This window comes from Endozoicomonas sp. G2_1 (genome assembly GCF_017744155.1).
Taxonomy (GTDB): Bacteria; Pseudomonadota; Gammaproteobacteria; order Enterobacterales; family Alteromonadaceae; genus JAGHQT01.
In genome coordinates, this window is record NZ_JAGHQT010000002.1 from 270,172 (window position 1) to 287,057 (window position 16,886).

A 16,886-nucleotide genomic window follows, 5' to 3' on the forward strand; every position below is an offset into this window, starting at 1 on the left:
CGCCCCAGTAAATTTATCTGCAACCACTCAATAAAATTCAGTAAGACCTCGACAAGCTTGAGCGATTTTCCCCCTTCAAGCGACCGGTGCTATCACAGATAAACTAACGGTAAAAACGCTAATCATGGTATCCTAAGCAAATTCATGTAGCGCCAGCTATTGCCAGCATAAATCCCCTTAATTTAAGAGCCTTGTTCATGCCAAATGCGTTCTCCTCAACCAAACTATCTAGTGCTTTATTGGAAAACCTAACAAGCTTGGGTTACCAGCAAATGACCGACATTCAAGCACAGTCTTTACCCTTGATTTTGGCTGGTCGAGATGTCATCGGCCAAGCAAAAACGGGCTCAGGTAAAACCGCAACATTTGCTTTGGGCTTGCTACACAACTTAAAAGTAAAACGTTTTCGCGTGCAAGCACTAGTGTTGGCGCCTACACGAGAACTAGCCGATCAAATCGCGGTGGAGATACGCAAACTCGCGCGAGCAATTCACAATATTAAAGTACTGACGCTGTGCGGTGGTTCACCGATGGGGCCGCAAATTGGCTCACTAGAGCACGGCGCTCACATTATTGTCGGTACACCAGGCCGAGTAGAAGAGCATATTCGAAAAGGCCGATTGTCATTAGCCGAGCTCAATACGCTAGTGTTAGACGAAGCCGATCGCATGCTCGACATGGGTTTTGAACAACCGCTTGAATACATAGTGTCAAACTGTCCAAGTGCTCGACAAAATTTATTGTTCAGTGCCACTTACCCGGCCAAAATTGAACAATTAGTGAGTCATCTTATGACTAACCCGGTGAAAGTAGAAATTGCTAGCAGCCAAGATAACAGTGCGATCGACCAATACTTTTACCAAGTAGATAATAACGATCAACGGCCAGATGCTGTCGAACGCTTGTTGTATCACCATCAACCAAACTCCGTGATTGTGTTCTGCAACACAAAAATAGAGTGCCAAGCACTCGCCGATAAGTTACTACAACAGGGCTTTGATTGTGCTGCGCTGCACGGTGATTTAGAACAAAGAGACCGAGATCGCACCCTTATTCGATTCGCCAATAAAAGCTTAGTGGTTTTAATTGCTACCGATGTTGCTGCCCGCGGTATCGATGTCGACGACGTTGATATGGTGGTAAATTACCATATTGCCCACGATCCAGAAGTCCATGTCCATCGCATTGGCAGAACAGGACGAGCGGGTAAAACAGGGCTTTCATGTTCACTGGTCAGCCACAAAGAAGCGCATAAAGTGATTCGACTTGAAGAATATTTGAAGCGCGAGATTTCACCAGAATCATTGCCTGCTGTTGATATAAACCCTGTTCTTGTTCAAGCTCAAATGGTGACACTGCAAATTGACGGCGGTAAAAAGAATAAACTTCGTCCGGGTGATATTCTCGGCGGCTTAACCGCAAATCCAGCGATTAAAGGCGATCAAATCGGCAAAATAAAAGTACAAGCTACGTCAGCATTTGTCGCTGTAGATAAAAAAGTTGCTAAGCAAGCACTTAAAACCATTAGCGAAGGAAAGATGAAAGGCCGAACCTTTAGAGTCAGAAAAATTAGCCGTTAAGACTATTTCCCTGCTTATGTCTCTAAAATTATGTCCTTAAGTACGCAGCGGCTCGACCATTTTTTAGCGAAACAGTGCCAAATATCAAAAGGCAAAGTGCGACTACTGCTGGCACAAAAGCGCGTTTGTGTTGATGGTACGGTCAATTGCAGTATCGAGCAGTCGGTAAATAAATTCAGCAAAATCTCTCTCGATGGCACTGTTTTGCAAGACAACCCTGCCTATTACGTTATGCTACACAAGCCCGTCGGTGTGGTTTGTGCCACCAAAGACAAGCAACATTCAACGGTTATTGACCTACTACCTTTTGACTTTAAAAACCAACTGCATATTGTTGGTCGACTCGATTTAAACACCAGTGGCTTAGTGTTATTAACCAACGATAGCCGATGGTCAGAGGCAATCACTCAACCTGAGCAAAAAATTGAGAAGACCTACCAAGTCACACTAGAAAAGCCAATAGATAACAGCTACATCGACGGCTTTAAGCAAGGTATGTATTTCAAATATGAAAACATCACCACCCAACCTGCTGATTTAACAATAATCAATCAGCACTGTGCTCAAGTTATTTTAACTGAAGGAAAATACCACCAAATAAAACGCATGTTTGGCCGCTATCGAAACCCTGTTGTTGGCTTACATCGCAGCCAAATCGGTGATTTAACATTAGATAACAGCCTAACGCCAGGCCAGAGTCGCCATTTAACTGAGCATGAAGTGGCGCTTTTCAACAAAGTCTAAAACGAAAAAGCCACTGCATTACTGCAGGGGCTTGTCGAATATGTGAGTTAGCCTATAAGCCGGGTTCTGTATCTCTTCGTAAGAAAAGTGACAATCATTCGTCTAGGCTTTAAATCGCGCTATGGACCAATCAAGCCGGGTCAATGATACTAGTCGGTTTCAACGCGAGCCACGCACTTACTATTAAAAGTAAATAAACCCTAATTGGTTTTGATCTGGGTGCCAACAGGCTTTAACACCCTGCTGACAACTGTTGTCTTTGTCTTCTGTCCCATCGCCAAAACGAAAAAGCCCCCGCATCGCTGCAGGGGCTTGTCGAATATGTGAGTTAGCCTGTAAGCCGGGTTCTGTGTCTTTTCATCAGAAAAGTGACAATCATTCGTCTAGGCCTTAAATCGCTCTAAGGCTCAAGCAACCTACCCGGTTCCAACGCGAGCCACGCCATAAGGAACCCTATTTGGTCTTGCTCCGGGTGGAGTTTACCCTGCTGCCAACTGTTACCAGCGGCCCGGTGCGCTCTTACCGCACCCTTTCACCCTTACCGGTATTTACAAGAAATACTTAGGCGGTCTTCTCTCTGCTGCACTTGTCGTCGGCTTACGCCGCCCAGACGTTATCTGGCACCCTGCTCTGTGGAGCCCGGACTTTCCTCCCCTCTACCTGTCTATTTCAGCCGAAGCATCAATACAACGATAAAGCAGCGATTGTCTGGCTAACTCGGCGCGTATTCTACCTAAGCTGTGCCATAAGTTAAAGCGAGTTATAACAATATTGCCAGTTAGAGCTGGCAACAATGGAAAATGTAATGGTTAAAAATGCGTAAGCTAATCTGCCCCGGCAATCACTAGCTGCTGTTTTAACCAAGCAATGGCCTCTGCTTTGTTGGTAAAAAACTGACTGTTTTGTTGTTCCAACACAGTTGATTGACGCATGAAGATATCGCGATAAACCAGTGATTTAACCAAATACGCTTTCGCAATCAGCGGTCGAGATAATTGCCAAATGTGATCGATATCCAAACTACTATAGGCATCAGGAGTAGCCCCTTCAATATCAACGATATCAATGAACATGCCAAAAGGTTGTTTATCAAAGCTCAGAATAAGATCTTTGGTTTGCTTTTGATAAGCGAGACTGCCTTGTTCGTTAAAGCTGCCACTTAGCTTACAGCAGATAATGTTGCCATCGAGGCTAACTTCAAACTCACCGTGAATATTCATTGTTAACTCGTTACATTGCTATAGTTAAATCGTAGAGCTTATTCTTTTTAATACCGTAAAGTTCAGCGACTATGCCACACGCTTTTTTCTTCGGCATTTCGTTAACTAATAATCTCAACGCTTTTTCTGCTTCTGGTGGAATTGCAGTAGGGTCAATTTGATGACCTTCAATAATCAATACCATTTCACCTTTGAGCTGATTGGGATCTTGTTTAAGCCATGCCAATAAATTTTCCGCACTATCAGCATAAATTGTCTCGAAGGTTTTGGTTAATTCACGGGCCAAAACAATATGTCGTTGGCCACCGAGTTCATCAACGATATCAGTAACCGTATCAATCGCGCGACGCGGCGCATCGTAAAACACCATAGTGCGAGATTCGTTAGCCAAGGCCGCAAGTGTCGACTTTCTAGCGCCCTGTTTAGACGGTAAAAAGCCCTCAAAAGTAAATCTGTCGGTCGGCAGGCCAGCCACTGACAGCGCAGTAATAGCTGCGCAAGCTCCTGGCACTGGAACAACACTCAATTGCTGCTGTCGGCAGTAACGCACCACGTGAAAACCGGGATCACTAATCAATGGCGTTCCGGCATCAGAAACCAGCGCAATACTCTGGCCCTGGCTGAGTAAGTCAGCAATGTACTCTTGCCGTTGCCTTTCATTGTGATCGTGTAACGACAGTGTTTTGTTTTTAATAGAAAAGTTTGCCAACAACTTTTGGGTGTGGCGAGTATCTTCACAAGCAATCAAATCAACTTGGCTCAGCACATCTAACGCTCGTTGGCTAATATCGCCTAAATTGCCAATTGGTGTTGCAACAATGTACAAGCTGCCTTTTGCTATTGAAGACATTGGATGCTGAGATGATTCAGATACTTGTTCAGAGGATGAGCCTTGATTGATTTGATTTATCGACATAGCGTGTACTGAGGTTGAGACTAAAAGACAGGGGCATTATACTCCTAGTACTTAACTAAATTCATGCTAAATTATTGCGGAACCTTCAGTGCAGTTGATCCAGTCAGTACGTTTACCTTATCTATTTACCGCATGTGCGCTTATTTTATTGGTTACCAGCTGTGCCAGTCCAAAGCGCGAGCAAACTAAAACACCCACAACCTCACCGACAAAAACAGTGCAAACTGCGCCAAGCCAATCAGCAGCAAGTTTACTTGCAAGTGCAAAAGCACTGGCGCCAGCACAAGCCATTAAGCAACTTATTGGCGCCAACCGTGCCTATTTGCAAGAAGGCAGTTACCAGCAAGCACTTTGGCTTGCTAGTAAGCTCCAAAAAGTTACCGACGATAGCCAGCAAAGTTATCAACTCGAAGTCATTGCTGGACAAGCAGCACTTGGCTTAGATCAATTATCACTGGCGTGGCAACACCTGCAAGCTGCTCAGCAGTTACTTGAACAACAAACTGAATTAGCGCATTCGTTGACTTTTTACCAAACCCTCGCACAAGTGCAAGAGCAGCGAGGCTTAGCCATAGCCGCACTAGCAGCTAAACTCAGCGCCTTTGCGCTAAATAACAATGCAGATGAAACAGAAATTAGTGATATTTGGCAGCGCTTCAGTGCCTTGTCGCCGTGGCAACTAACCGAACTAAAACAACAAACCATTCCTTATCTCAATGGTTGGTTGCAACTAACTCAATACGCCAACCGATTTGGCGACAATAGTGCTCAGCTGATTCGTTACTTGTCACAATGGCGTAATCAATATCCAAGTCATCCTGCGCAAGCACTAATTCCACAATTAGAAGCACAGTTAAACGATGTTGATAATACCCGCTTTAGTAAAGTTGAAAATGTCGCTATCCTCTTACCGCTATCAGGCCGCCAGCAATTGGCAGGTAAAGCAGCACAAGAAGGCATTTTAGCTGCTTATAACAACAATAACTCGGTGACCTTACACTTTATCGATACCAACCAGCTCGACTACACCAGCTTGGCGAATAAATTCGACGAGTTGCAAGTTGATCACGTGATTGGCCCACTGCTCAAACAAAACGTCGAACGCTACCTCGAGCAAAGCGGATTGAATTTGCCCGTGTTACTGTTGAACATTCCCAATCAACAACTCGCTGACAATCAAGTCGCCATTTCAATGCGCCCCGAAGACGAAGCAGTGCAAGCGGCGACCCACTTGAGTACCAAAGCTTATCAGCAACCTTTAGTGTTGGTGCAAAACGACGCCGTCAGTCAGCGTATTGCCGATGCTTTTATCCAGCAATGGCAACTGATTCTAGGTAAAAAACCTGAAACACTAGTGTTCGACTCAGGTAGCAATATGAAAGCAAGCCTAGAGCAAAGCCTTGGTGTTAAACAAAGTGCAGACAGAATAAAACAGCTGAACCAACGAATCAGACAAACTCTAGAAACAGAGACGCGAAACCGCCGCGACATCGATATGATTTACTTGGTCAGTAGTCACCAAACGACACGATTAATGAAGCCGTATATCGACGTCAATATCAGCCCTTTTGCCGATCTTATTCCCGTCTATGCAAGTTCACGTAGCCATAGTGTAAAAGCTGACCGTGATACTTTTCGTGATCTAACGGGGCTAACCTTTAGTGACATGCCGTGGCGCTTGGCCAGTAAGCAACAAAACAAAGCGCTCCAATCGACCAGTAAAGCGCTATGGCCAGAGCGCAGTGATAGCTTACAACGCATTTTTGCGATGGGTTTTGACAGCCTTGCCTTAATTCAAAAAATGACGTTAATGAAACAGCGAACTTATATCCGACACTTTGGTCAAACTGGCAGTCTTATGCTAAATAGCGATAATATTTTAACCCGCAGCTTGATTTGGGGACGCTACTATAAAACTAAAGTTACCGAAGTTGCGCTTAACTAGCCAACGGTCAAAACAAGCAGATATCAATGCCAGCAATACCGGCCAAATTGCCGAAGGCATTGCCGCACAGTATTTAATAAAACAAGGTTTACGACTGCTTGAAACAAACTTCTCATCCCGCTTTGGCGAGATCGACATCATCATGCAAGATCGGCAAGCCTTAGTCTTTGTTGAAGTAAAATACCGAGCCTCTAGCCAATTTGGTGGCGCAATTGCAGCTATTTCAGCCAGTAAACAGAAAAAAATTAAACAAACCGCCGCTTTTTACCTGCAAGAGCAGGAATTAAATGCCTATAATACCGATCATAGATTTGACGTAATTACCCTAGACGGTAATATCAACAAGCCAGAAATTAACTGGCTGACCAACGCTTTTTAATTGGAGCTCTTTTAGATGATAGATCTAATCAACAATAATTTTACCGAAAGTATTCAAACCAAAATTGCAGCGAGCGAAGCGCTTGCTGGTCCAATCGAAAAAGCTGGCATGATCATGGTCAATAGCTTGTTAGCGGGTAATAAAATTCTGTCTTGTGGCAATGGTGGCTCTGCTGGAGATGCTCAGCACTTTTCGTCGGAATTGCTAAACCGTTTTGAAACAGAGCGTCCGAGCCTTCCAGCAATTGCGTTAACAACCGATAGCTCAACCTTAACCTCAATTGCCAACGACTATCACTACGACGAAGTTTTTTCTAAACAAATTCGTGCACTAGGTGCCAATGGCGATGTTTTACTGGCAATTTCTACTAGCGGTAACTCAAAGAACGTGATTAAAGCAATTGAAGCAGCAGTTGCCCGTGATATGCCAATTATCGCGTTAACTGGCCGTGACGGTGGCGACATCGCGGGCTTACTAGGCGAAAATGACGTTGAGATTCGCGTGCCATCTTCTCGCACCGCGCGTATTCAAGAAGTCCACTTATTGGTTATTCACTGTTTGTGTGAAATTATCGACACAACCTTGTTCCCGCAATCTGACGCCTAACTTATTTCAACCGCAGGAAAGTACCATGAATTCCTATGCATTAACTAAGTTGTCGCTAAAAAAGCTCGCGATTATTTCGGCTACCGTGGCCATACTACAAGGCTGTGTCGGGGTTGCCGCAGTTGGTGTCGCTGGTGGCATTAGCGCGGCTAATGACGAGCGCAGTATTGGTGCCCAAATAGATGATCAAACCATTGAGATCAGTGCTTACGCTAAGCTCGCCGAGCAAGAAGGTTTGAGTAAACAAACTCGCGTTCAAGTCACCAGTATCAATGGCAGCCTATTAGTTGTTGGCCAAGCACCCAATGACTACCTGAGAGATTCAGTGTTAAAAACACTGAACCAAGTGAAAGGCGTTAAGCGCATTCACAACCAGTTGCGCATTGGCAACAAAACTTCATTGGCCACTCGCAGTCATGACACTTGGTTAACTTCTAAGGTCAAAACCGCACTGTTTGCCGACGACAATGTCCGCGGAAACAATATCAAAGTGGTAACCGAAAACGGCGAAGTGTTTTTAATGGGCTTAGTAAGCCAAGCAGAAGCAAACAAAGCCGTCGACATTGCCCGCAACGTTTCTGGTGTCAATCGCGTATTCAAAGCGTTTGAATACCAATAAGCTAAGTTCTGGATAATAAAAAAGCGCACCTCAATGCGCTTTTTTGTAATCATTGCCTAGTCAGTCATTAAGAGTCTACTTGATCACTTTCAAACTAGGTCGACCTTTTGGTTTTTCTGACTTAGCTGCTGGAGCTTGGTTATCGTCATCGGTCGACGTTGTGCTATCAATAGCACTTAAACCCGGCTTTTCTGGTTCTTGCTGCTCACTGATATCAGCCAGCTCAGGCTGTTCTGTATGCTCGATGGCAAAACCAGTACCGGCGCCATTTTCTTTTGCGTAAATAGCGGCTATTGCGCCGTATGGCACAACTAAGTGCTCAAGTTTACCGCCAAAGCGCGCGCTGAACTCAATCAACTCATCACCCATAGCAATCGCGCCAACAGCAGAACTAGCAATATTGAGAATGATTTGATCGTCTTGGGCATAGCCTTGAGGCACGATTACACCATACACAGTAATATCGACTGCAATATAAGGTGTTAAGCCGTTGTCGGAAATCCAGTCGTAAAAAGCCCTAACTAAATAGGGCTTATTCGATGTCATTTGTTCAGACATAAAGTTATTGAAAACTGAGATTAACTAAACAGAAGACGAAAAACGCAATTCGCGCTCAGCTTCAGTTAATGACGCTTGGAACGACTCGCGTTCAAACAACTTCAACATGTAAGATTTGAACTCTTTTGCGCCTTGGCCTTCAAGCTCAATACCCAATGCAGGTAAACGCCACAATAGTGGTGCTAAGTAACAATCAACTAAGCTGAATTCTTCGCTCATAAAGTAAGGCGCTTCGTTCAAAATAGGCGCAACACTTAACAAGCTCTCTTTAAGCTCTTTACGGGCTTTTTCTGCTTCTTCAGCACTACCTGATAAAATCACTTTTGCTAAGCTGTACCAATCGTTTTCAATGCGGTGCATCATTAAACGACTGCGACCACGTGCAACTGGGTAAACAGGCATTAACGGTGGGTGTGGGAAGCGCTCATCGAGATACTCAATAATGATATTGGCTTGATACAAGGCCAATTCGCGATCAACTAATGTTGGTACTGAACCGTATGGATTTAAATCAATTAAATCTTCCGGTAAATTGTTTGGCTCTACTAAGTGGATATCAACACCAACGCCTTTCTCAGCAAGGACAATACGAGTTTGATGACTGTACATGTCATCTGCGTGTGAGTATAACGTCATTACCGAGCGTTTGTTTGCAGCAACTGCCATAGTATCTCCAAAGATATGCGCTTTATGCCATCCCAGCGGCGCACGAATCTGTTCATCCTAAACAAGGGTTCAATAAATAATTGCGCTAGGCGCAACGTGGCCGCATATAATACTAGAAATTGTCGAAAAATTAAAACAGGTCTGACCAGAAACCTGATTGACTCGATTTCAACTGTACAATAGCGAGTAGTCGCTCTTCACCGATTGAGCTCTGTCAGACTTTAACGTCTTTATAAAAAACAAAAAGGGCAGCTTGCGCTGCCCTTTTACTATCTCGTTGGCTTGCGATTAATGAACGTCGCGCCAGTACTCTTTCTTCAAAAAGTAAGAGAGGATAAATAGAATCACTAAGAAACCAATAACCCAGTAGCCTAACGCTTTACGCTCTAGTTTGTTTGGTTCTGACGTGTACTCTAAGAAGTTGGTCAAATCACGCACAAACTCGTCGTATTCTTCTGCTGTCATGCTACCGCCAGTAGCTGGTTGCAAGTTACCGTGCTCATCGATAGTTTGCACGCCTTGTAGGCCTTGCAATACGTGTGGCATACCAACGTCTTTGAAGACTTTGTTGTTTACGCCAAACGGACGCTCAGGGTCAACATAGAATGACTTCAAGTAAGTGTAAATGTAATCTGGAGTCTTGCGAAAACGCGCTTCAAGGGTTAAGTCTGGTGGTGTACTACCAAACCACTTTGCAGCATCTTTTGCTGGCATAGTGTTAGTAATGTGATCACCCACTTTTTCACCGGTCGGCATCCAGTTTTCTTTACCTTCTTTCTCATCAATACCCAAATCAGCAAAAGTGCGATTGTAGCGTTGATACTGAAGCTGGTGACAGCCTAAACAGTAGTTTAAGTAAGATTTAAAACCGCGTTTTAACGACTCTTTATCAGACAAGTCATTATTTGCTTTTTCTAAGTCTAACGCTGGGCCAGCAGCTGATGCCAGCATAGGCAATACAGCCAAGATTGCTAAAAGAAACTTTTTCATTATTTAGTTAACCTCTCAGGAACTGGCTTAGTGTTTTCGTTTTTACTGTAGAACCAAAGCGCTACGAAGAAACCAAAGTAACCAAATGTTGTAATAGTACCAATTAGGTTATTTACAGGTGTTGCTGGCAACGTACCTAAAATACCTAAAATAACAAAACAGATAGCAAACTGAGTTAGGTTAAGTAAGTGCAATTTGCTGCGGTAGCGAATTGACTTAACAACACCGCGGTCGAACCAAGGTAATGCGAATAACATACCGATTGCCGCAAACATCAAGATAGCACCGATTAGCTTGTCTGGAACAACACGCAAGATAGTGTAGAACGGACCAAAGTACCATACTGGCGCAATGTGCTCAGGTGTTTTCAAACCGTTAGCTGGTGTAAAGTTTGGCGCTTCTAAGAAGTAACCACCACCTTCAGGGTAGAAGAACATTACCCAACAGAACAAGATTAAGAAACCGGCAACACCCATAATATCTTTTACTGTGTAGTACGGGTGGAACGGGATAGCATCAACAATATCGTATTTGTCAGCGTACTGTTTGTGGAACTTGAACTTGCTTTGTTCAGCTTCTGGAATCGTACCTTTCTTCTTCTTGATTTCAACACCTTCTGGGTTGTTAGAACCCACTTCGTGTAACGCAAGAATGTGTAAGAACACTAGAACAACTAGAACAAGTGGTAAGGCAATAACGTGTAACGCGAAGAAACGGTTTAACGTAGCACCAGAGATAACGTAGTCACCTTTGATCCAAATCGTTAATTCTTCACCTACTACAGGTATCGCACCAAAGAGCGAGATAATTACCTGTGCGCCCCAGTAACTCATGTTACCCCATGGTAATAAGTAACCCATGAAAGCTTCAGCCATAAGTACTAAGAAGATCAACATACCGAAGATCCACAGTAATTCACGTGGTTTTTGGTAAGAGCCGTACATTAGGCCGCGGAACATGTGCATGTAGACAACAACGAAGAATGCAGAAGCACCTGTTGAGTGCATGTAACGCAATAACCAACCGTAATCTACATCACGCATGATGTATTCGATTGAAGCAAACGCACCATCGCCTGATGGTTCGTAATTCATGGTTAACCAAATACCCGTAAGAATTTGGTTAACTAGTACTAACATGGCTAATGAGCCAAAGAAGTACCAAAAGTTAAAGTTTTTTGGCGCAGGGTACTGAACAACGTGTTTATTCATCGCTTCAGTAACAGGTAAACGCTTGTCAATCCAAGCCATAAAGTTAGCAAACATTAGGCTTCTCCTTGTCCAACACCTACCAATAAGGTGTTATCGTCTGGGAATGAGTGCTCAGGTACCACTAAGTTAGTTGGCGCTGGTACACCTTGGAAAACACGACCGGCCATATCAAATTTAGAACCGTGACACGGACAGAAGAAACCGTCAGTAACGCCTTCAACGACTTCGTTGAAATCGCCTTTGCGATATGTTGGAGCACAACCTAAGTGAGTACAAACACCTAATGCCACCATAAATTCAGGTTTAATTGAACGATGCGCATTCTTTGCGTACTCTGGTTGTTGCGGCTCTTCCGAATTAGGATCACGCAACTGGTCATCAATCTTAGCTAAGTCAGCAACTGTTTGCTCGGTACGACGTACCACGTAAACAGGCTTACCACGCCATTCAGCGCGAATTAGCTGACCAGGTTCAATTTTACCGACATTAACTTCAACTGGAGCACCAGCAGCTTTCGCTCTAGCACTAGGATTCCAGGAACCAATGAAAGGCACAGCCACACCGACAACACCTACACCACCGACAACCGAAGTTGCAGCAGTTAAAAAGCGTCGACGGCCGTTGTTAACGGGCGCATTGCTCATTCAAACTCTCCAATAATATTTATACTTAACACTCTGAAAACTCCCCCCCAATAATCAGGCGTTTATCTTCGTCAAAATATTAAGCAAACTTGCGACAAAAATTGTTTCGATCATAAAGAAAAGCCCCTTTTTTTACAAGGCAATTCCTCTTGATTACTTGCTCTAAAACAAAAAAAGTCAGCAAAAAATTAACAAACAAACACCGCATTACAAATGAGAATTATTCACACATTAAAATCAATAAAATTGCGGTATTTTGACTATCGATTTAACGAATGAGCGAAGAAATTTGATCAAATTTCAACGTCGGTTAGGAAGGTCTATTGATATAAAATTCAGGCATAAAAAAAGCCGACATAAGTCGGCTTTTTGCATAATAGTATAAACGGTAAAATTAACGTTTTGAGAATTGTGGACGTTTACGCGCTTTGTGTAAACCAACTTTCTTACGTTCAACTTTACGAGCATCACGAGTAACGTAACCAGCTTTGCGAAGTTCACCGCGTAAGCTTTCATCGTACTGCATCAATGCACGAGTAATACCGTGACGAATTGCACCCGCTTGACCTGTGCTACCACCGCCAGAAACAGTGATGTTTAAGTCAAACTTTTCTAACATTTCAACTAACTCTAACGGCTGACGAACAACCATGCGAGCAGTTTCACGACCGAAGTAAGTCGAGATGTCACGTTTGTTAATTGTAATTGCACCACTACCAGCTTTCATGAATACACGAGCAGTAGAACTCTTACGACGACCAGTACCGTAATATTGATTATCAGCCATTGCTTACAGCTCCAAAACTTGTGGTTGTTGTGCCGCATGCTTGTGCTCAGCACCTGCATACACTTTTAGTTTACGGTACATTTGACGACCTAAAGGACCTTTAGGAAGCATACCTTTAACTGCAAATTCGATAGCACGCTCTGGCGCTTTGTCGATTAGCTTTTCAAAGCTGATTTGCTTCAAGCCACCAGGGAACTCAGTGTGAGAGTAGTAAATTTTACCCTTCGCTTTGTTACCAGTTACTTTTACTTTTTCAGCATTTACAACAACAATATAGTCACCAGTATCACAGTGTGGTGTGTACTCTGGCTTGTGCTTACCGCGTAAACGACGTGCAATTTCAGTAGCGATACGACCTAAAGTTTTACCTTCAGCGTCCACTACAAACCATTCGCGTTGAACGCTTTCTGGCTTAGCTACAAAAGTTTTCATTAATCAAAAACCCAAATAAAAAATGTTACTTAAATGACAACGAGTTAAAAACCCGACTGTCGGTTTAAAAGACTACGCTGGTACCCCTTCGAGTATCGAGTCTGTCGCTTAATTCTCGGGAAAGAAATAAGCATTTGTAACGTAGGGAGCGCAGGATTATACAGAAGTGAATTAAAAAGATCACGACTATTTTTTAATCTTTTTGAAAAAAATCAGCACGCTGACAAAATATCGCAACGCGCTAATCAAGGCGCGTTTAAGGCAAGTGTTCGCTGGCGAGATAATCGTGTGACTGCATCTCTTGTAAACGACTTAAACAGCGTTTAAATTCAAAACTCAAACCGCCATGGCTGTATAACTCTTCCATCGCCACTTCAGCAGAGATAATTAAGTTCACTTTGCGCTCGTAAAATTCATCGACTAGCGCGATAAAACGACGTGCGGCATCGTCACAGTCGACATTCATTTGTTTAACATTAGCCAATAGTACGGTGTTGTATAAACGGCTGATTTCCATGTAATCACTCTGACTGCGGGCGCTTTCACACAGCACAGCGTAGTCAAAGTGGGCAATGCCATCACCCACTGCATTCACAGTTAATTGACGGTGGTTAATCTCTATTTCGATATCAAACTGACCATCGTCACAAGAGAGCTGCTTAAAGTAAGTCGATAAATTAACATCGGCTTGTTTATCTAAGGGGTAGTGATAAATTTCTGCTTGCTCCAGTGTTCGCAAGCGGTAATCAATGCCACTGTCGACGTTTACTACTTCGGTATGTTCATTAATCAACTTGATCGCCGGTAGAAAACGCGCCCGCTGTAAGCCGTTTCGGTATAGCTCATCAGGAATAATATTCGAAGTTGCCACTAAGGTAACATTACGAGCAAACAACTCTTCAAATAACATGCCTAAAATCATGGCATCGGTGATGTCTGAAACAAAAAACTCGTCAAAGCAAATAATACAGGTTTCAGCAGCGAATTTGTCGGCGATAATCTTTAAAGGATCAGACTTGCCGGCAAGTTCTTTTAATTCATCGTGAACTCGATGCATAAAGCGATGAAAGTGCACTCGCATCTTATTGTTAAACGGCAAACAATCGTAAAAGGTGTCCACCAAGTAAGTTTTGCCGCGACCTACGCCGCCCCAAAAATAGAGGCCTTTGACCGGCTGTGGTTGCTGTTTAGCAACGACCCGTTTCCAACGATTGAGTACTTTTTTAAAGCCAGTCACCGGTAAAGGTTTGTTTTGCAGGTCTTGAAACAACCGCTCTAAATGTTTAACTGCGTTTTCCTGCGCTGCATCGTATTGAAAATCATCGCGTTCTAAGTCTTTTCGATATTTTTCTAACGGGGACAAATTAATCATTGAGCTACCACAAACCACTTGAAAAAATAAAAATTACTCGTATATCTACGGGTAAAGGCGCGCTATAGTATGTCTTATATCTCAACTAGAATAAAATACTATTCTCAGAAGTCGCGCCAATCTGCAAACGCAATTGGCATCAGCAGTTTCACAATGTACAAATAAGGTTATTCAATATGGAAGTCGCTATCGATTTAGTTGTTTTTTTACTCGGTGCTCTACTCGGCTTTTTCGCCAATCACTTTTTTGCCAAAAACCAACGAGAACAAAAAAACCTCGCAGAAAAAGTCAGTAAAACTGAAGCTGAGTTAGCTCAATACAAATTAGATGTTGCCGAACACTTAGACAACTCAACAAAGTTATTAGCTGATATGAATGCTACGTGCCAACAGGCCATGCAACAAATGGAAACCAGTACCAACTTATTAAAACGCGCAACGCCAAGTTCAGAGGCGAGTGAGAGCATGCCGTTTTTCTCACGCGAAACTCAAGAACAACTAGCACAAACAGTCGCACTTCGTCATCCAGAGCGCCACACTAAAAAGGCGAAAGACGAAGCGATTACCGAAGCCCCGCTAGACTATTCAGGTAATCCAAGTGGTTTATTTGACGATAAGAAACAAAGTGTTACAAATGCCGAATAAGGCCGATTGAACTTACTTCTTATTGCTAAGTCTTTAATTAGGTAACTTTTATTCAAGCTTAGTTTTATTAGGAGCTATATAAAATATGAAGAAGTTTTCTGTTTTAATCAGTGCTGCCGTCGTATCAAGCACTCTTGCCTTAACCGCCCTGCCCGCTCACGCTAACTTGCCATTAATGGTAGATGGCCAACAAATGCCAAGTTTGGCACCTATGCTCGAGCAAATTACGCCAGCAGTGGTGAGCATTTCCGTAAAAGGCACTCAAGAAGTTGAACAGCAAAACATTCCAGATGCCTTTCGCTTTTTCTTTGGTAACCCTAGACGCGGTCAGCAACAACCGCAAGAGCGACCGTTTAGAGGCTTAGGCTCTGGCGTTATTATCAACAGTAAAGAAGGTTATGTCGTCACCAATAATCACGTTATCGACAATGCTGATGAAATTTTGGTTACCCTGAAAGACGGCCGCCAAGTCGAAGCCAAAAAACTTGGTTCAGACGAAGCCAGCGATATTGCCTTACTGCAAATTGAAGCTGACGATCTTACCGCCATAAAAGTTGCAGACTCTGATTCCTTGCGAGTTGGCGATTTTACCGTTGCCATTGGTAGTCCATTTGGTCTAGGCCAAACCGTCACTTCGGGAATTGTCAGTGCGTTGGGTCGCAGCGGCTTAAACATAGAGAACTTTGAAGACTTTATTCAAACCGATGCCGCCATCAACAGTGGTAATTCCGGTGGTGCGTTAGTTAACTTACGCGGCGAATTAATCGGTATTAATACCGCTATTTTAGGGCCTAACGGCGGCAACGTCGGTATTGGTTTCGCTATCCCAAGTAACATGATGAATAATTTGGTCAGCCAAATCATAGAGTTTGGTGAAATTAACCGAGGCGTGTTAGGTGTTTCTGGTCGCAGTGTGAATGGCGAAATTGCCAAAGCCTTAGAACTTGAAACCAACCAAGGTGGCTTTATTGAGCAAGTGGTGCCAGACTCTGCTGCCGACGAAGCAGGCATAAAAGCCGGTGACGTTATCACTAAAGTCAATGGCAAGATGGTCAAGTCATTCAGTGAACTGCGCGGTAAAATCGGCTCTATTGGTGCCGGTAAGAAAGTTAAGATTACCGTTGCCCGTGATGGCCGTGAAAAAACTTTCAACGTCAAATTGAAGAAAGCGGAAAGCGCGAATATTGAAGCGGCAGTATTGCATCCGATGTTAGACGGCGCAGAGCTTGAAAACGGCACTAAGGGCATTGAAATTACCGATGTCGAACAAGGTAGCCCAGCCGCTGCTATTGGTCTACAAGCCGATGATGTTATTGTTGGTGTCAACCGTAAACGCATTGAAAACATTGGTGAATTGCGCAACTTCTTAAAAGATCACAAAGGCGTTTTTGCCCTAAACATTCAACGCAATAACGCTAACTTGTTCTTGATGATTCGCTAACTTGTCGGTGCTGCTGTACTTTTAAAATAAGTACATTAAAACAACACTTTAAAGGCTTACCTATGGTAAGCCTTTTTACTTTAAACGCGTTTTAGCGTAATCTTAGCGTTAATACTCTGTTAACCTAAAATC

Annotated in this window: 18 protein-coding genes and 1 other RNA gene; 8 read left to right on the plus strand and 11 right to left on the minus strand. The window is 43.4% G+C overall.

The genetic code is table 11. The features are described from left to right. The first annotated feature begins 197 nt into the window (after positions 1–197). Entirely contained in the window at positions 198–1,580 is a 1,383-nt protein-coding gene (dbpA, locus tag J7384_RS04225; RefSeq protein ID WP_209111625.1) for an ATP-dependent RNA helicase DbpA, read from the plus strand. A 30-nt stretch (positions 1,581–1,610) separates the two neighbouring features. Beyond that, entirely contained in the window at positions 1,611–2,324 is a 714-nt protein-coding gene (locus tag J7384_RS04230) for a pseudouridine synthase (RefSeq protein ID WP_209111626.1), read from the plus strand. 320 nt (positions 2,325–2,644) lie between these two features. Here the strand turns inward: J7384_RS04230 and rnpB are convergent. The 3 genes from rnpB to rsmI form a co-directional block, all read right to left on the minus strand. After that, positions 2,645–3,044: RNase P RNA component class A (gene rnpB / locus J7384_RS04235), an RNA gene on the minus strand. 104 nt (positions 3,045–3,148) lie between these two features. Further along, the gene (locus J7384_RS04240; RefSeq protein WP_209111627.1) at positions 3,149–3,544 is read right to left on the minus strand and encodes a hypothetical protein; all 396 of its coding nucleotides are present in this window, start codon (positions 3,542–3,544) and stop codon (positions 3,149–3,151) included. A gap of 10 nt (positions 3,545–3,554) precedes the next feature. Next, positions 3,555–4,460, minus strand: a complete 906-nt coding sequence (gene rsmI, locus J7384_RS04245) for a 16S rRNA (cytidine(1402)-2'-O)-methyltransferase (RefSeq protein ID WP_247741616.1) — start codon at positions 4,458–4,460, stop codon at positions 3,555–3,557. An 88-nt stretch (positions 4,461–4,548) separates the two neighbouring features. Between rsmI and J7384_RS04250 the strand changes: the two genes are divergently transcribed. Genes J7384_RS04250 through dolP form a run of 4 tightly spaced genes read left to right on the plus strand, consistent with a single transcriptional unit; the run spans position 4,549 to position 8,009 of the window. Continuing rightward, positions 4,549–6,405, plus strand: coding sequence for a penicillin-binding protein activator (locus tag J7384_RS04250; RefSeq protein WP_209111628.1), 1,857 nt, complete (start codon positions 4,549–4,551; stop codon positions 6,403–6,405). Further along, complete coding sequence (locus tag J7384_RS04255) at positions 6,392–6,784, plus strand: YraN family protein (protein ID WP_247741617.1); 393 nt, start codon at positions 6,392–6,394, stop codon at positions 6,782–6,784. Before J7384_RS04250 ends, J7384_RS04255 begins: the two co-directional genes overlap by 14 nt. Before the next feature lie 15 nt (positions 6,785–6,799). Next, positions 6,800–7,390 (plus strand): phosphoheptose isomerase, encoded by a 591-nt coding sequence (locus J7384_RS04260; protein ID WP_209111629.1) that lies wholly within the window; start codon positions 6,800–6,802, stop codon positions 7,388–7,390. Positions 7,391–7,415: 25 nt separating this feature from the next. After that, complete coding sequence (gene dolP, locus J7384_RS04265) at positions 7,416–8,009, plus strand: division/outer membrane stress-associated lipid-binding lipoprotein (protein WP_209111630.1); 594 nt, start codon at positions 7,416–7,418, stop codon at positions 8,007–8,009. Between the two features lie 75 nt (positions 8,010–8,084). Here the strand turns inward: dolP and J7384_RS04270 are convergent, their stop codons facing one another. The 8 genes from J7384_RS04270 to zapE form a co-directional block, all read right to left on the minus strand. Beyond that, positions 8,085–8,567, minus strand: coding sequence for a ClpXP protease specificity-enhancing factor (locus J7384_RS04270; RefSeq protein ID WP_209111631.1), 483 nt, complete (start codon positions 8,565–8,567; stop codon positions 8,085–8,087). Positions 8,568–8,591: 24 nt separating this feature from the next. Then, positions 8,592–9,233: a stringent starvation protein SspA gene (sspA, locus tag J7384_RS04275; protein ID WP_209111632.1), complete on the minus strand. Its 642-nt coding sequence runs from the start codon at positions 9,231–9,233 to the stop codon at positions 8,592–8,594. A 288-nt stretch (positions 9,234–9,521) separates the two neighbouring features. Continuing rightward, positions 9,522–10,223, minus strand: coding sequence for a cytochrome c1 (locus J7384_RS04280; RefSeq protein ID WP_209111633.1), 702 nt, complete (start codon positions 10,221–10,223; stop codon positions 9,522–9,524). Continuing rightward, a complete protein-coding gene (locus J7384_RS04285) occupies positions 10,223–11,488 on the minus strand; it encodes a cytochrome bc complex cytochrome b subunit (protein ID WP_209111634.1) in 1,266 nt (421 codons plus the stop codon). The genes J7384_RS04280 and J7384_RS04285 overlap by 1 nt, the downstream gene beginning before the upstream one ends. Continuing rightward, positions 11,488–12,078: a ubiquinol-cytochrome c reductase iron-sulfur subunit gene (petA, locus tag J7384_RS04290; RefSeq protein WP_209111635.1), complete on the minus strand. Its 591-nt coding sequence runs from the start codon at positions 12,076–12,078 to the stop codon at positions 11,488–11,490. The genes J7384_RS04285 and petA overlap by 1 nt, the downstream gene beginning before the upstream one ends. Positions 12,079–12,472: 394 nt before the next feature. Further along, positions 12,473–12,865, minus strand: a complete 393-nt coding sequence (gene rpsI / locus J7384_RS04295) for a 30S ribosomal protein S9 (protein ID WP_209111636.1) — start codon at positions 12,863–12,865, stop codon at positions 12,473–12,475. A gap of 3 nt (positions 12,866–12,868) precedes the next feature. Next, positions 12,869–13,297 carry a 50S ribosomal protein L13 gene (gene rplM, locus J7384_RS04300; protein WP_209111637.1) on the minus strand — a complete coding sequence of 143 codons (429 nt, stop codon included), beginning with the start codon at positions 13,295–13,297 and terminating at the stop codon, positions 12,869–12,871. A 256-nt stretch (positions 13,298–13,553) separates the two neighbouring features. Then, entirely contained in the window at positions 13,554–14,669 is a 1,116-nt protein-coding gene (gene zapE / locus J7384_RS04305; protein ID WP_209111638.1) for a cell division protein ZapE, read from the minus strand. Between the two features lie 176 nt (positions 14,670–14,845). On the opposite strand from zapE, the gene J7384_RS04310 reads away from it, so the two are divergent. Continuing rightward, a complete protein-coding gene (locus J7384_RS04310) occupies positions 14,846–15,313 on the plus strand; it encodes a DUF1043 family protein (RefSeq protein WP_209111639.1) in 468 nt (155 codons plus the stop codon). Between the two features lie 85 nt (positions 15,314–15,398). After that, positions 15,399–16,754, plus strand: a complete 1,356-nt coding sequence (locus tag J7384_RS04315; RefSeq protein ID WP_209111640.1) for a Do family serine endopeptidase — start codon at positions 15,399–15,401, stop codon at positions 16,752–16,754. Positions 16,755–16,886 lie beyond the last annotated feature (132 nt).

Excerpts from the sequence above, each read along its gene's own strand:
- rsmI (WP_247741616.1), bottom strand. The coding sequence starts at position 4,460 with ATGTCGATAAATCAAATCAATCAAGGCTCATCCTCTGAACAAGTATCT.
- J7384_RS04280 (WP_209111633.1), bottom strand. The coding sequence starts at position 10,223 with ATGAAAAAGTTTCTTTTAGCAATCTTGGCTGTATTGCCTATGCTGGCA.
- dolP (WP_209111630.1), top strand. The coding sequence starts at position 7,416 with ATGAATTCCTATGCATTAACTAAGTTGTCGCTAAAAAAGCTCGCGATT.
- rplM (WP_209111637.1), bottom strand. The coding sequence starts at position 13,297 with ATGAAAACTTTTGTAGCTAAGCCAGAAAGCGTTCAACGCGAATGGTTT.
- petA (WP_209111635.1), bottom strand. The coding sequence starts at position 12,078 with ATGAGCAATGCGCCCGTTAACAACGGCCGTCGACGCTTTTTAACTGCT.
- dbpA (WP_209111625.1), top strand. The coding sequence starts at position 198 with ATGCCAAATGCGTTCTCCTCAACCAAACTATCTAGTGCTTTATTGGAA.
- J7384_RS04270 (WP_209111631.1), bottom strand. The coding sequence starts at position 8,567 with ATGTCTGAACAAATGACATCGAATAAGCCCTATTTAGTTAGGGCTTTT.
- J7384_RS04285 (WP_209111634.1), bottom strand. The coding sequence starts at position 11,488 with ATGTTTGCTAACTTTATGGCTTGGATTGACAAGCGTTTACCTGTTACT.
- zapE (WP_209111638.1), bottom strand. The coding sequence starts at position 14,669 with ATGATTAATTTGTCCCCGTTAGAAAAATATCGAAAAGACTTAGAACGC.
- sspA (WP_209111632.1), bottom strand. The coding sequence starts at position 9,233 with ATGGCAGTTGCTGCAAACAAACGCTCGGTAATGACGTTATACTCACAC.
- J7384_RS04315 (WP_209111640.1), top strand. The coding sequence starts at position 15,399 with ATGAAGAAGTTTTCTGTTTTAATCAGTGCTGCCGTCGTATCAAGCACT.
- J7384_RS04230 (WP_209111626.1), top strand. The coding sequence starts at position 1,611 with ATGTCCTTAAGTACGCAGCGGCTCGACCATTTTTTAGCGAAACAGTGC.
- J7384_RS04260 (WP_209111629.1), top strand. The coding sequence starts at position 6,800 with ATGATAGATCTAATCAACAATAATTTTACCGAAAGTATTCAAACCAAA.
- J7384_RS04240 (WP_209111627.1), bottom strand. The coding sequence starts at position 3,544 with ATGAATATTCACGGTGAGTTTGAAGTTAGCCTCGATGGCAACATTATC.
- J7384_RS04310 (WP_209111639.1), top strand. The coding sequence starts at position 14,846 with ATGGAAGTCGCTATCGATTTAGTTGTTTTTTTACTCGGTGCTCTACTC.
- rpsI (WP_209111636.1), bottom strand. The coding sequence starts at position 12,865 with ATGGCTGATAATCAATATTACGGTACTGGTCGTCGTAAGAGTTCTACT.